Raw genomic sequence first — 13,641 nt, 5'->3', positions numbered from 1 at the left:
AGTACAATCTAGAGGAGGGTTGCTCCTTGTTGGACGTAAACAATTTCGAGTACATGAAGATTGGTCTCGCATCCCCGGACAAGATTCGTTCCTGGTCCCGCGGGGAAGTGAAGAAGCCGGAGACGATCAACTACCGTACCCTGAAGCCCGAGAAGGAAGGGCTGTTCTGCGAGAAAATTTTCGGTCCTACGAAAGACTGGGAATGTCATTGCGGCAAGTACAAGCGCGTTCGCTACAAAGGCGTCGTGTGCGATCGATGCGGCGTTGAGGTAACTCGCGCCAAAGTTCGCCGCGAGCGGATGGGCCATATCGAGCTGGCCGCGCCGGTATCGCATATTTGGTATTTCAAAGGCATCCCGAGCCGAATGGGCTTGGCGCTCGACATGTCTCCGAGATCGCTCGAGGAGATCATTTATTTCGCTTCCTATGTTGTGACGGATCCGGGCGACACGCCGCTGGAGAAGAAGCAACTGCTGTCCGAAAAGGAATACCGCAGCTACCGCGAGAAATACGGCTATGCATTCCAAGCCGGCATGGGTGCGGAAGCCGTGAAGAAGCTCCTGCAGGATATCGATATCGACAAAGAAGTTGAGATGCTGAAGGAAGAGCTCCGCACGGCCCAAGGCCAACGCCGCAACCGCGCGATCAAGCGTCTGGAAGTGATGGAAGCGTTCCGTCATTCCGGCAACGAACCGGAGTGGATGGTCCTGGACGTGCTGCCGGTCATCCCGCCGGAGCTGCGTCCGATGGTGCAGTTGGACGGCGGCCGGTTCGCCACGTCCGACCTGAACGACCTGTACCGCCGCGTCATCAACCGGAACAACCGGTTGAAGCGTCTGCTCGACCTGGGCGCGCCGGACATCATCGTACAAAACGAGAAGCGGATGCTCCAGGAAGCCGTCGACGCTCTGATCGACAACGGCCGCCGCGGCCGTCCGGTTACCGGCCCGGGCAACCGCCCGCTCAAATCCCTCAGCCATATGCTGAAAGGGAAGCAAGGCCGCTTCCGTCAAAACCTGCTCGGGAAGCGTGTAGACTACTCCGGCCGTTCCGTTATCGTCGTCGGGCCTAGCCTGAAGATGTACCAATGCGGATTGCCGAAGGAAATGGCGCTCGAATTGTTCAAGCCTTTCGTCATGAAAGAGCTTGTGAATAAAGGGCTCGCCCACAACATCAAGAGTGCGAAGCGCAAGGTTGAACGCGTCAGCCCGGAAGTGTGGGACGTGCTCGAGGAAGTCATCAAGGAGCATCCGGTTCTGTTGAACCGTGCCCCCACGCTTCACCGTCTCGGGATCCAGGCGTTCGAGCCGATCCTCGTGGAAGGCCGCGCGATCAAGCTGCATCCGCTCGTCTGTACGGCGTACAACGCCGACTTCGACGGCGACCAGATGGCCGTGCACGTGCCGCTGTCGGCGGAAGCCCAAGCCGAAGCCCGCATCCTGATGCTGGCATCGGGCAACATCCTGAACCCGAAGGACGGCAAGCCTGTCGTTACTCCTTCTCAGGACATGGTCCTCGGCAGCTTCTATTTGACGATGGAGAACATGGACGCGCCCGGTACCGGCATGCTGCTTCGCAATGTGCATGAAGCGATCTCGGCCTACCAACGCGGCCTGGCTTCCCTGCATGCGAAGGTCGCCATTCCGGCGCGCGCGCTGAACAAGACGAGCTTCACCGAGCAGCAGCAGCAGTCGCTGCTCGTGACGACGATCGGCAAAATCATTTTCAACGAGATTTTCCCGGAAGATTTCCCTTACATCAACGAAGCTACGAAGGCTAACTTGTTCCAGGGGATTTCGGACGAATATTTCATGTTCGAAAAAGGCGGCGACATCCAATCCTTCATCCGCAAAGCTCCGTCCCGGGGCGCGGTCGGCAAGGAGTACTTGGGCACCCTCATCGGGGAATGCTTCCGCCGTTACCATACGACCCGGACTTCGGTCATTCTCGACCTGATCAAGCAGAACGGCTTCACGTATTCGACGAAAGCCGGGATCACGGTCGCCGTGTCGGACGTTATCGTGCCGAAAGAGAAGGATACGATCCTCAAGGATTCCGAAGACAAGGTCAAGACCGTTACGCATCAGTTCCGTCGGGGTCTTATCACAGACGAAGAGCGGTATGACCGCGTCATCGGCATCTGGGGCAAGGCGAAGGACGAGATTACGGATATCCTGATGAAATCGCTCGACAAGTTCAATTCCATCAACATGATGGTCGAGTCGAAGGCGCGGGGTAACAAATCGCAAATCACCCAGCTTGGCGGGATGCGCGGCCTGATGGCCAACCCGTCCGGACGGATTATCGAGTTGCCGATCAAATCGAACTTCCGCGAAGGCTTGACCGTCTTGGAGTACTTCATCTCCACGCACGGCGCGCGGAAAGGTCTTGCCGATACCGCGCTTCGGACGGCGGACTCGGGTTACTTGACCCGTCGTCTCGTCGACGTAGCCCAAGATGTGATCGTACGCGAGGACGATTGCGGTACGGATAAAGGCTTTGTCGTCACAAAGATCCAAGATGGCAAGGAAGTTATCGAGGATCTGTACGACCGGATCGAAGGCCGCTATGCGTTCGAGACTGTTCGTCATCCGGTCACGGGCGAAGTGCTCGCGAGCCGCAACGAGCTGATCGAGTCGAGCAAGGCCGACGCGATCATCGCAGCGGGCGTAGAACGTCTGCAGATCCGTTCGGTTCTGAGCTGCCGCACGCGTCATGGCGTGTGCAAAAAGTGCTACGGCCGCAACCTGGCGACCGGTACCCACGTCGAGATCGGGGAAGCGGTCGGTATCATCGCCGCCCAATCCATCGGCGAGCCGGGGACCCAGCTGACGATGCGTACGTTCCATACCGGGGGCGTTGCGGGCGATGACATCACGCAAGGTTTGCCGCGGATTCAGGAGCTCTTCGAAGCCCGGAACCCGAAAGGCCAAGCGATCATCACCGAGCTCGAAGGCAAGATCAAGGAGATCCGCGAAGCGAAGGATCGCCGCGAGATCGAAGTCGAGGGCGAAGCCGAGTCCAAAGTGTACGCTGTTCCATACGGTTCGCGGATCCGCGTATCCGTCGGCCAGACGGTCGATGCGGGCGACGAGCTGACGGACGGTTCGATCGACCCGAAGGAAATGCTGCGCATCAAGGGCATCCGAGGCGTGCAGAACTACATCCTGCAGGAAGTTCAGCGCGTTTACCGGAACCAGGGCGTAGAAATCAACGACAAGCACATCGAGGTTATGATCCGGCAGATGCTGCGTAAGATCCGGATCGTCGACAGCGGCAATACGACATTGCTGCCAGGTTCGTTCGTGGACATCCACGAATACGAGGAAGCGAACAAGACCGCGCTGTTCTCGGGCAAAGAGCCTGCCGTGGCCAAGCCGGTGCTGCTCGGGATTACGAAGGCGTCCCTCGAGACCGATTCGTTCTTGTCGGCGGCTTCCTTCCAGGAGACGACCCGCGTATTGACCGACGCCGCGATCAAGGGCAAGGTCGATCAGTTGCTCGGTCTGAAGGAGAACGTCATTATCGGGAAGCTCATTCCGGCAGGTACGGGCATGTCGCGCTACCGCAACATTCGCCTCGTCGATCCGCTGGAGGAAGAAGCCGAAGAAGAAGCGGAACTCATGGAAACCGTCGCGGTGGAATAAGGCTTTCGCCTTTACCAAAAAAACAATATCTGCCTGACGTTCCTTTCTTGACACCGATTTTTCAAAATGCTACTATATCAAAGTGTGCCAAAACCTAGTTTTCACACCTGCGCTTTGGAGGTCATGCAAATGCCTTATGAAAAAGTGAAACAGGCTGCGAAAATCTCGATAGGCACGAAACAGACCACGAAGATGATAGAGCAAGGGCTCGTGGGCGAAGTGTTTGTGGCGAAAGATGCAGATCCAAGAATTACGATGAAAATCGTGAATCTTTGTAAAAAGATGGGCGTCCTAGTGACCTATGTCGATTCGATGAAGCTGCTTGGGAAAGCATGCGGCATTGAAGTCGGGGCTGCCGTGGCCGCTACTGTGAACGAATGAATGCAACTGTTTTTGTTGCGGGTCGATTCGGATTATTTCGGATGGACTCGCGACAAAAACATTTCGTTTGCCTAATTGCGAACCACCTGGATCTGTGGGCTTGAAATCTGGAGCCTGCACAGCATGATAAGATGAGGAAGGAGGTTGCGACATGCCAACAATTAACCAATTAGTACGCAAAGGCCGTGAGGCCAAAATCACGAAGTCCAAGTCGCCGGCTCTGCAAAGAGGGTTCAACGCCCTGAAGAGAGAGCAAACCGAATTGAGTGCGCCTCAAAAACGCGGTGTCTGCACGCGTGTAGGCACAATGACTCCGAAGAAGCCGAACTCGGCGCTTCGCAAATACGCTCGCGTGCGCTTGACGAACCGTGTTGAGGTTACGGCTTACATTCCGGGAATCGGGCACAACCTGCAAGAGCACAGCGTCGTATTGATCCGCGGCGGACGGGTAAAGGATTTGCCAGGGGTACGTTATCACATCGTACGCGGCGCGCTGGATACGTCCGGCGTCAACAACCGCAAACAAGCTCGTTCCAAGTATGGTACGAAGCGTCCGAAGGTCAAGAAATAAGCATGAGACTTCATTTATATCGAATGATTTCTATAAGAAAGGGGGATAACTATGCCTCGTAAAGGTCCAGTTACTAAGAGAGACGTTCTGCCGGATCCGATTTACAGCAGCAAATTGGTTACCCGACTCATTAACCGACTCATGATCGATGGAAAGCGCGGTGTTGCGCAAACCATTCTTTATGACGCGTTTAACCTGATTCAAAGCCGTACCGGCAAGGAACCAATGGAAGTGTTCGAAACCGCGATCAAGAACATCATGCCGGTGCTTGAAGTTAAAGCTCGTCGTGTGGGTGGCGCCAACTACCAAGTGCCGATCGAAGTGAAGCCGGAGCGCCGTACTTCGCTTGGTCTGCGCTGGTTGGTGAACTACTCCCGCTTGCGCGGAGAGAAGACGATGGAAGAGCGTCTGGCCGCCGAAATCATCGACGCCAGCAACAACACGGGTTCGTCGGTGAAGAAGCGCGAAGACACGCATAAGATGGCGGAAGCGAACAAAGCGTTCGCGCACTACCGTTGGTAGGACCGGCATCTACCCAGCGGTACTGGTGTACCGCACTACCGCTGGTAGTAGTAGCATGGGAAAGGCTGCTTGAACGTATTCATGCAAGTCTTTCCTCGATTAAAGACATGTGCCATCACAGGAAGGAGACGTTCCAATGCCAAGAGAGTTCTCCTTGAAGGACACGCGGAATATCGGGATCATGGCGCATATTGACGCTGGGAAAACGACGACGACGGAACGGATTCTGTTCTATACCGGCCGTACCCACAAAATCGGAGAGGTCCATGAAGGGGCCGCTACGATGGACTGGATGGAGCAGGAGCAAGAACGCGGAATCACCATCACGTCGGCTGCAACCACTTGCCAGTGGAAAGGCCACCGCATCAATATTATCGACACCCCGGGGCACGTTGACTTCACCGTTGAAGTTGAACGTTCCCTGCGCGTACTGGACGGAGCGGTTGGTGTATTCAGCGCGAAGGAAGGCGTTGAACCCCAATCCGAGACCGTATGGAGACAAGCGGACCGTTACCACGTTCCGCGGATCGCCTACGTGAACAAAATGGATATTATCGGCGCAGACTTTTTGGGCGTAATCGACCAAATGCGCGATCGTTTGGGAGCCAATGCGGTTGCCATTCAATTGCCGATCGGCGCCGAGAATGACTTCAAAGGAATTATCGACTTGATCGAGCGCAAAGCGTATATGTACAAGGACGACTTGGGCAAAGACATCGAGCAAGTGGACGTTCCTGCAGAATTCGGCGACAAGGTAGAAGAGCTCCGCAACGAGCTGGTCGAAAAGGTCGCTGAATTGGACGAAGAGTTGACCATGAAGTACCTGGAAGGCGAAGAAATTTCCATTCCGGAACTGAAGGCTGCACTTCGCAAAGGCGTAACGGAAGTGAAGATCTTCCCTGTTATCTGCGGATCTTCGTACCGGAACAAGGGTGTTCAGCTGATGCTGGATGCAGTCGTTGACTTTTTGCCGGCTCCGATCGACGTTCCGGACATCAAGGGTACCCTCGAAGACGGAACCGAGACCACTCGCAAATCGGCAGACAACGAGCCATTCGCAGCTCTTGCTTTCAAGATTGCTACCGACCCTTATGTGGGTAAGTTGACATTCTTCCGCGTGTATTCCGGCGTATTGAACTCCGGTTCTTATGTCTTGAATGCCACGAAGGGCAAGCGCGAGCGCATCGGCCGGATTCTGCAGATGCACGCGAACAGCCGCCAAGAGATCAGTGAAGTGTATGCCGGCGATATCGCCGCTGCCGTAGGTCTGAAGGACACCATCACGGGCGACACGCTCTGCGATGAGAAGCATGTAGTTATCCTGGAATCCATGAACTTCCCGGATCCGGTTATCTCCATTGCGGTTGAACCTAAGACGAAGGCCGACCAGGACAAGATGGGCGTAGCGCTCTCCAAGCTGGCTGAGGAAGATCCGACTTTCCGTTACTACACGGACGAAGAAACCGGTCAAACGATCATTCAAGGGATGGGCGAGCTCCATCTGGAGATCATCGTGGATCGGATGCTCCGCGAGTTCAAGGTAGAGACAAATGTAGGTAAACCTCAAGTTGCTTACCGCGAGACGTTCAAGGCTGCAGCGAAGGTTGAAGGCAAGTTCGTTCGCCAGTCCGGCGGACGCGGTCAATACGGCCACTGCTGGATCGAGTTCACGCCTCTGGAGCCGGGTACCGGCTTCCAGTTCGAGAACAAGGTTGTCGGCGGCGTAGTACCGAGAGAGTTTATCGCTCCGGTACAAGCCGGTATCGAAGAAGCCATGAAGAACGGCGTGCTCGCCGGATTCCCTCTGGTGGATATCAAAGCTACGATCTTCGACGGATCTTACCATGACGTCGACTCCAGCGAAATGGCGTTCAAAATTGCCGGTTCGATGGCCCTCAAGGCCGCGAAAGACAAGTGTAACCCAGTTCTGCTCGAGCCGATCATGAAAGTCGAAGTTACCGTACCGGAAGAATACATGGGCGACGTTATGGGCGACTTGAACTCCCGTCGCGGACGCATCGAGGGTATGGACGCACGCGCAGGCGCGCAAATCATCCGCTCGAAGGTGCCGCTCTCCGAGATGTTCGGGTACTCCACGACTCTCCGGTCGCGTACGCAAGGCCGCGGCGTGTATTCGATGGAAATCTCTCACTATGAAGAAGTGCCTAGAAGCATCGCAGAAGAAATCGCAGCTAAGAATAAAGGCGCATAATCAAATACACTTTCTTATTATAAGGAGGAATAGCAAGTCATGGGAAAAGCGAAATTTGAACGTAACAAACCCCACGTAAACATCGGTACAATCGGTCACGTCGACCATGGTAAAACAACCCTGACAGCTGCTATCACGACCGTTCTTTCCAAGAAGTACGGCGGCGCAGCCGTAGCATTCGACCAAATCGACAAGGCTCCGGAAGAGCGCGAGCGCGGGATCACGATCTCGACCGCACACGTTGAGTACGAAACCAACAACCGTCACTACGCACACGTTGACTGCCCTGGACACGCCGACTATGTTAAAAACATGATCACCGGCGCAGCGCAAATGGACGGCGCGATCCTGGTTGTATCCGCAGCGGACGGCCCAATGCCGCAAACGCGCGAGCACATCCTGCTCTCCCGCCAAGTAGGCGTTCCTTACATCGTCGTATTCTTGAACAAATGCGACATGGTGGAAGACGAAGAGCTCTTGGAACTGGTTGAAATGGAAGTACGCGACCTTCTGAGCGAGTATGAATTCCCTGGCGACGACACTCCGGTTATCCGTGGTTCCGCTCGTGAAGCTCTGCAAAACCCAGATGGCGAATGGGCTCAAAAGATCGTTGAACTGTTCGAGCAAGTCGACACGTTCATCCCGACTCCTGAGCGCGACACCGCTAAGCCATTCTTGATGCCAGTCGAAGACGTGTTCACGATCACCGGTCGTGGTACGGTTGCTACGGGCCGCGTAGAACGTGGTACGATTAAAGTATCTGAAGAAGTTGAAATCGTGGGTATCGCTGAAGAAACTCGCAAGAGCGTCGTTACGGGCGTAGAAATGTTCCGCAAATTGCTCGACTCCGCACAAGCGGGCGACAACATCGGCGCATTGCTCCGCGGCGTAGAGCGTAAAGACATCGAGCGCGGCCAAGTATTGGCTAAGCCGGGTTCCGTTAAGCCGCACACGAACTTCACCGCTCAAATCTACGTTCTGACCAAAGAAGAAGGTGGCCGTCACAAGCCTTTCTTCACAGGGTACCGTCCTCAGTTCTACTTCCGGACGACTGACGTTACTGGCGTCATCACGCTTCCAGAAGGTACTGAAATGGTTATGCCTGGCGACAACATCACGGTTACGGTTGAGCTGATCGCCCCGATCGCGATCGAAGAAGGTACTCGCTTCGCGATTCGCGAAGGCGGCCGTACGGTAGGCGCTGGCGCGGTAGCTTCGATTCAAAAATAAGTCCTTCTATAATAGAAGAAACGCAGAAGAGCCCTCGACTTGGTTCAAGTTGAGGGCTCTTTTTCTTAACATAGGCAGCAATGTAGAGAATTCCTGCATTTGCCTAGAAAATTTCTTGCTTTTGTTTTTCATTTTTTATATAATAGTGAGCGTTGGTCTGTGACTGTGCGATGATGTGAGAGGTTGCTGACACACCCGGCCCCTTTGCCATGAGGAACCGGTTGCTGTCAGGGGATTTTCACGGAGTATGTCCGATACTAAATTGGGCGATAGAAGGAGGGACTTATATGGCAAAGCAAAAGATTCGTATTCGCTTGAAAGCATACGATCACAGAGTTCTTGATCAATCCGCTGAGAAAATCGTGGAAACCGCTAAACGTTCCGGTGCAGGTGTATCCGGGCCGATTCCGTTGCCGACGGAAAAGCAGGTTATTACGATTCTGCGCGCGGTTCACAAGTACAAGGATTCCAGAGAACAGTTCGAAATGCGTACGCACAAGCGTCTGATCGACATCGTGAATCCTACACCGCAAACGGTCGATGCTTTGATGCGCCTCGATCTGCCATCCGGCGTAGATATCGAAATCAAGCTGTAATTCGCATTAGCCAGAAGTTATCCACACAAGAAACGTAAAGGGAACGAGGTGTCAACATGAAAGGTATCTTAGGGAAAAAACTGGGCATGACCCAAGTATTCGCCGCTGACGGATCGGCAGTACCGGTAACCGTGATCGAAGCAGGTCCTTGCGTGGTTCTTCAAAAGAAGGATCAGGCGAACGACGGCTACGAGTCCATCCAGATCGGCTTTGGCGATAAGAAAGAGCACAACGCAAACAAACCTGAGCTGGGCCATGCCAAGAAGGCAAGCACAGCGCCTAAGCGCTACATTAAAGAAATTCGCGGTGTCAATGTTGGCGAGTATGAAGTAGGCCAAGAGCTGAAAGCCGACATTTTCGCAGAGGGCGAATATGTTGACGTGACGGGCATTTCCAAAGGTAAAGGGTTCGCAGGCGCAATCAAGCGTTGGGGTCAATCCCGCGGTCCGATTACGCACGGTTCGAAATATCATCGCGGTGTAGGCTCCATGGCCGTTATCCGTACAGGTAACCGAGTACCGAAAGGCAAGCGCATGCCAGGCCATATGGGCAGCGACACGATCACGATTCAGAAGCTGCAAGTCGTGAAAGTAGACGCGGAGCGAAATGTCATTCTGGTCAAAGGTTCCATACCGGGCGCCAACAACAGCTACGTCACCGTGAAGTCTACTGTGAAGAAGTAAGAGATCAGAGAAAGGAGGAACAAACATGCCAAAAGTAGCACTGTATAACGTTAGCGGAGCGCAAGTGGGCGAAGTGGATCTGGCGGATTCCGTATTCGGGATCGAGCCGAACAAAACCGTTCTCCATGAAGCGGTTGTCAACCAGCAAGCTACGCAACGTCAAGGAACGCATAAAACGAAAGGCCGTTCGGAAGTTCGCGGCGGCGGTCGTAAGCCTTGGAAGCAAAAAGGAACCGGCCGTGCGCGTCAAGGCAGCATCCGTTCGCCGCAATGGAAAGGCGGCGGGATCGTCTTCGGACCGACTCCTCGCGATTATGGCTACAAGCTGCCTAGAAAGATTCGCCGTCTGGCGATCAAATCCGCTCTGTCGTCCAAAGTGGTCGAGAACAGCATCATCGTCTTGGATCAACTGAGCATGAACCAGCCGAAGACCAAGGAATTCGCAGCGATCTTGAACAACCTGAAGGTTGACCGCAAGGCGCTCGTAGTAGCGGCTTCTTACGATGATAATGTTGCCCTGTCCACTCGGAATATCCCGAACGTCAAGTTCTTGACGGCCGACGGAATCAACGTACTGGACGTACTTGTCTATGACAAGCTCATCATTACGAAGGACGCTGTGCAGAAAGTAGAGGAGGTGCTTGCACAATGAAAAATCCTCGCGATATAATCAAGCGCCCGATCATTACGGAACGTACGAGCGATCTGATGTCGAACAACACGTACGTGTTTGAAGTCGACAAGCGCGCGAACAAGACCGAAATCAAGCTGGCGATTCAAGACATTTTCAAAGTGAAAGTATCCAATGTGAACACGATGAACGTCCCTGCCAAGCCGAAGCGTTACGGTCGTTACAACGGATATACATCCGAGTGGAAAAAGGCGATTGTTCGTCTGACTGCAGACAGCAAGCCGCTCGAGTTTTTCGAATCGGTATAAATTCTTAAAGTAAGGAGGGACACGTTGTGCCAATCAAATCATTCAGACCTACGACGGCTTCGAGACGTCAAATGACGGTTTCCACGTTCGAAGAGATTACCACTTCGACACCGGAGAAATCGTTGCTCGCTCCTCTGAAAAACAAAGCAGGTCGTAACAACCAAGGTAAAATCACCGTTCGTCATCAAGGCGGCGGACACAAGCGCAAGTACCGGATTATCGACTTCAAGCGTAACAAAGACGGCATTCCGGGCCGCGTTGCTACAATCGAGTATGATCCGAACCGTACGGCGAACATCGCGCTCATCGTATATGCGGACGGCGAGAAGCGCTACATCTTGGCTCCGAAAGGACTCAAAGTGGGCGATCAAGTCAACTCCGGCCCTGACGCGGATATCAAGGTGGGCAATGCATTGCCGCTCGAGAACATCCCGGTTGGTACGGTTATCCACAACATTGAACTGAAGCCGGGCAAAGGCGGCCAAATGGTACGCGCAGCCGGTACGGAAGCTCAATTGCTGGGTAAGGAAGAAACTTACGTCTCCATTCGTCTGTCTTCGGGCGAAGTACGCCGTGTACTCAAAGTATGCCGCGCTACGATCGGTTCCGTAGGGAACGAAGACCACGAGCTGATCAATGTCGGTAAAGCCGGCCGCAGCCGCTGGTTGGGCAAGCGTCCTACCGTCCGCGGTGTCGTCATGAACCCGGTTGATCACCCGCACGGTGGTGGTGAAGGTCGCGCTCCGATCGGACGCAAATCGCCAATGTCTCCATGGGGTAAACCTACGCTTGGTTACAAAACCCGTAAGAAGAGCAAAGCTTCTGACCAATATATTATTCGTCGCCGCACGAAGTAATAACACGATCAGCAAGGTTGCATGAAAGGAGGACGGACGATGGGCCGCAGTTTGAAAAAAGGACCTTTTGTAGACGATCACTTGATGAAAAAAGTAGAGGCTCTGGGCACCGGCAAGAAAGTGGTAATCAAGACCTGGTCGCGCCGCTCTACGATTTTCCCGCAATTCGTTGGGCATACATTTGCTGTTTATGATGGCAAGAAGCATGTACCTGTATACGTAACGGAAGACATGGTTGGACATAAGCTCGGTGAGTTTGCTCCTACCCGTACGTACAAAGGACATACCGACGACGACAAGAAAACCGGTAAGCGATAAAAACACGTCGAGAGACATCTTATGCTTGAGAGGAGGGTGCTACCATGCAACAAGCGAAGGCACACGTGAGTCACGTTCGCATCTCGTCGCGTAAAGTCAAGCTCGTGATTGACTTGATCCGCGGCAAGAAGGTGGGCGATGCGGTTGCGATTCTGCGCAACACGCCGCGTTCCGCGTCTCCTGTAGTGGAGAAGCTGCTCAATTCCGCGATCGCCAATGCGGAACACAACTTTTCGCTCGATCCGAACAAGTTGGTTGTATCGGAAGTGTATGTCAACCAAGGACCTACGATGAAGAGATTCCAACCCCGTTCGCAAGGACGCGCGTTCAGCATATTCAAACGTACCAGCCACATCACACTAGTGGTATCTGAGAAATAAGGAGGGATAACGTGTGGGTCAAAAAGTAAATCCCGTCGGCCTGAGAATTGGAATCATCCGTGACTGGGAGTCCAAATGGTATGCGGACAAAGAGTTCGGTACCCTGCTGATGGAAGACGTCAAGATTCGTGAATACTTGAAGAAAAAGCTGAAGGATTCGGCTGTTTCCCACTTTGATATTGAGCGTGCAGCTAACCGTGTCAACGTCACGATTCACACCGCGAAGCCGGGTATGGTAATCGGCAAAGGCGGCGCTGAAGTAGAAGTGATTCGGAACCACATCGCGCAATTGTCGGGGAAGAAAGTCCACATCAACATCGCCGAGATCAAAAATCCGGAATTGAACGCTACCCTCGTGGCTGAGAGCATCGCGCAGCAGCTGGAGCGCCGCGTATCGTTCCGTCGTGCGATGAAGCAATCGATCCAACGTTCGATGCGTGCCGGCGCCAAAGGGATCAAGACGGGCGTGAGCGGTCGTCTGGGCGGCGCGGAAATCGCCCGTAGCGAGAGCTACAGCGAAGGAACAGTGCCTCTCCACACCCTGCGTGCGGACATCGACTACGGGACGGCAGAAGCGCACACGACTTATGGCCGGATCGGCGTGAAAGTTTGGATCTACCGTGGCGAAATTCTTCCGACAGCGAAGAAGAAGGCTGTACAGGAAGGAGGAAACTAATCATGTTGATGCCTAAACGCGTTAAACATCGGAAAGAACACCGCGGCACCATGGCGGGGAACACCAAGGGCGGTGCCGAAATCGCCTTCGGCGAATACGGATTGCAAGCGACTGAGCCGGCATGGGTGACGAACCGTCAGATCGAAGCGGCTCGTATCGCGATGACTCGCTACATCAAGCGGGGCGGTAAAGTTTGGATCAAAATTTTCCCTTCCAAGCCGGTTACGCAAAAACCTCTTGAGGTGCGGATGGGTAGCGGTAAAGGTAACGTCGAGAAGTGGGTAGCCGTTGTAAAACCGGGCAAGATCATGTTCGAATTGGCTGGGGTGAGCGAAGAAATCGCACGCGAAGCGATGCGTCTGGCCTCCCACAAGCTCCCGATCAAGACGAAATTTGTGAAACGAGAAGAAGTAGGTGGTGAAGCAAATGAAAGCAAGTGAATTTCGCAACTTAACCACTGCTGAGCTAGAGCACAAAATTTCCGGCTTCAAGGAAGAACTCTTCAACCTCCGTTTTCAACTGGCTACCGGGCAATTGGACAATCCGGTCCGGCTTCGGGAACTTCGCAAGGAAATCGCTCGCGCGAAGACGATCATTCGGGAAAGAGAACTCGGGATCAGCTAAAGAAC

Annotated in this window: 16 protein-coding genes; all 16 read left to right on the top strand. The window is 53.9% G+C overall.

Going from position 1 to position 13,641, the window contains the following annotated elements; genetic code table 11:
• Positions 1 to 26: 26 nt before the first annotated feature.
• The 16 genes from rpoC to rpmC all read left to right on the top strand — a co-directional run bounded on the left by rpoC (position 27) and on the right by rpmC (position 13,636).
• Positions 27 to 3,647, top strand: a complete 3,621-nt coding sequence (gene rpoC, locus ACI5FR_RS31440) for a DNA-directed RNA polymerase subunit beta' (protein WP_405461899.1) — start codon at positions 27 to 29, stop codon at positions 3,645 to 3,647.
• Between the two features lie 129 nt (positions 3,648 to 3,776).
• Positions 3,777 to 4,028 carry a ribosomal L7Ae/L30e/S12e/Gadd45 family protein gene (locus ACI5FR_RS31435; RefSeq protein ID WP_405461896.1) on the top strand — a complete coding sequence of 84 codons (252 nt, stop codon included), beginning with the start codon at positions 3,777 to 3,779 and terminating at the stop codon, positions 4,026 to 4,028.
• A 151-nt stretch (positions 4,029 to 4,179) separates the two neighbouring features.
• The gene (rpsL, locus tag ACI5FR_RS31430) at positions 4,180 to 4,599 is read left to right on the top strand and encodes a 30S ribosomal protein S12 (protein ID WP_405461894.1); all 420 of its coding nucleotides are present in this window, start codon (positions 4,180 to 4,182) and stop codon (positions 4,597 to 4,599) included.
• 51 nt (positions 4,600 to 4,650) lie between these two features.
• A complete protein-coding gene (gene rpsG / locus ACI5FR_RS31425; RefSeq protein WP_405461892.1) occupies positions 4,651 to 5,121 on the top strand; it encodes a 30S ribosomal protein S7 in 471 nt (156 codons plus the stop codon).
• 136 nt (positions 5,122 to 5,257) lie between these two features.
• A complete protein-coding gene (gene fusA / locus ACI5FR_RS31420) occupies positions 5,258 to 7,333 on the top strand; it encodes an elongation factor G (protein WP_405461890.1) in 2,076 nt (691 codons plus the stop codon).
• Between the two features lie 39 nt (positions 7,334 to 7,372).
• Positions 7,373 to 8,563, top strand: coding sequence for an elongation factor Tu (gene tuf, locus ACI5FR_RS31415; protein WP_405461887.1), 1,191 nt, complete (start codon positions 7,373 to 7,375; stop codon positions 8,561 to 8,563).
• Between the two features lie 287 nt (positions 8,564 to 8,850).
• Entirely contained in the window at positions 8,851 to 9,159 is a 309-nt protein-coding gene (gene rpsJ, locus ACI5FR_RS31410; protein WP_009589214.1) for a 30S ribosomal protein S10, read from the top strand.
• 56 nt (positions 9,160 to 9,215) lie between these two features.
• Complete coding sequence (gene rplC / locus ACI5FR_RS31405) at positions 9,216 to 9,842, top strand: 50S ribosomal protein L3 (protein WP_405461883.1); 627 nt, start codon at positions 9,216 to 9,218, stop codon at positions 9,840 to 9,842.
• A gap of 25 nt (positions 9,843 to 9,867) precedes the next feature.
• Positions 9,868 to 10,494 carry a 50S ribosomal protein L4 gene (gene rplD, locus ACI5FR_RS31400; protein WP_405461881.1) on the top strand — a complete coding sequence of 209 codons (627 nt, stop codon included), beginning with the start codon at positions 9,868 to 9,870 and terminating at the stop codon, positions 10,492 to 10,494.
• Positions 10,491 to 10,781 carry a 50S ribosomal protein L23 gene (gene rplW / locus ACI5FR_RS31395; RefSeq protein WP_405461878.1) on the top strand — a complete coding sequence of 97 codons (291 nt, stop codon included), beginning with the start codon at positions 10,491 to 10,493 and terminating at the stop codon, positions 10,779 to 10,781. The genes rplD and rplW overlap by 4 nt, the downstream gene beginning before the upstream one ends.
• Positions 10,782 to 10,807: 26 nt before the next feature.
• A complete protein-coding gene (rplB, locus tag ACI5FR_RS31390; RefSeq protein WP_405461876.1) occupies positions 10,808 to 11,638 on the top strand; it encodes a 50S ribosomal protein L2 in 831 nt (276 codons plus the stop codon).
• A 39-nt stretch (positions 11,639 to 11,677) separates the two neighbouring features.
• A complete protein-coding gene (gene rpsS / locus ACI5FR_RS31385) occupies positions 11,678 to 11,956 on the top strand; it encodes a 30S ribosomal protein S19 (protein ID WP_405461873.1) in 279 nt (92 codons plus the stop codon).
• Between the two features lie 44 nt (positions 11,957 to 12,000).
• Positions 12,001 to 12,336 (top strand): 50S ribosomal protein L22, encoded by a 336-nt coding sequence (gene rplV / locus ACI5FR_RS31380; protein WP_405461871.1) that lies wholly within the window; start codon positions 12,001 to 12,003, stop codon positions 12,334 to 12,336.
• Between the two features lie 13 nt (positions 12,337 to 12,349).
• Entirely contained in the window at positions 12,350 to 13,012 is a 663-nt protein-coding gene (gene rpsC / locus ACI5FR_RS31375) for a 30S ribosomal protein S3 (RefSeq protein ID WP_405461869.1), read from the top strand.
• Positions 13,013 to 13,014: 2 nt separating this feature from the next.
• Positions 13,015 to 13,452 (top strand): 50S ribosomal protein L16, encoded by a 438-nt coding sequence (gene rplP, locus ACI5FR_RS31370; RefSeq protein WP_405461866.1) that lies wholly within the window; start codon positions 13,015 to 13,017, stop codon positions 13,450 to 13,452.
• Positions 13,439 to 13,636, top strand: a complete 198-nt coding sequence (rpmC, locus tag ACI5FR_RS31365; protein ID WP_405461865.1) for a 50S ribosomal protein L29 — start codon at positions 13,439 to 13,441, stop codon at positions 13,634 to 13,636. Before rplP ends, rpmC begins: the two co-directional genes overlap by 14 nt.
• Positions 13,637 to 13,641 lie beyond the last annotated feature (5 nt).

It is taken from the genome of Paenibacillus sp. HJGM_3 (genome assembly GCF_045062745.1).
Lineage (GTDB): Bacteria > Bacillota > Bacilli > Paenibacillales > NBRC-103111 > Paenibacillus_AA.
The sequence above is the reverse complement of the archived record's forward strand: the minus strand, read 5'-3'. Positions and strand labels throughout refer to the sequence as shown.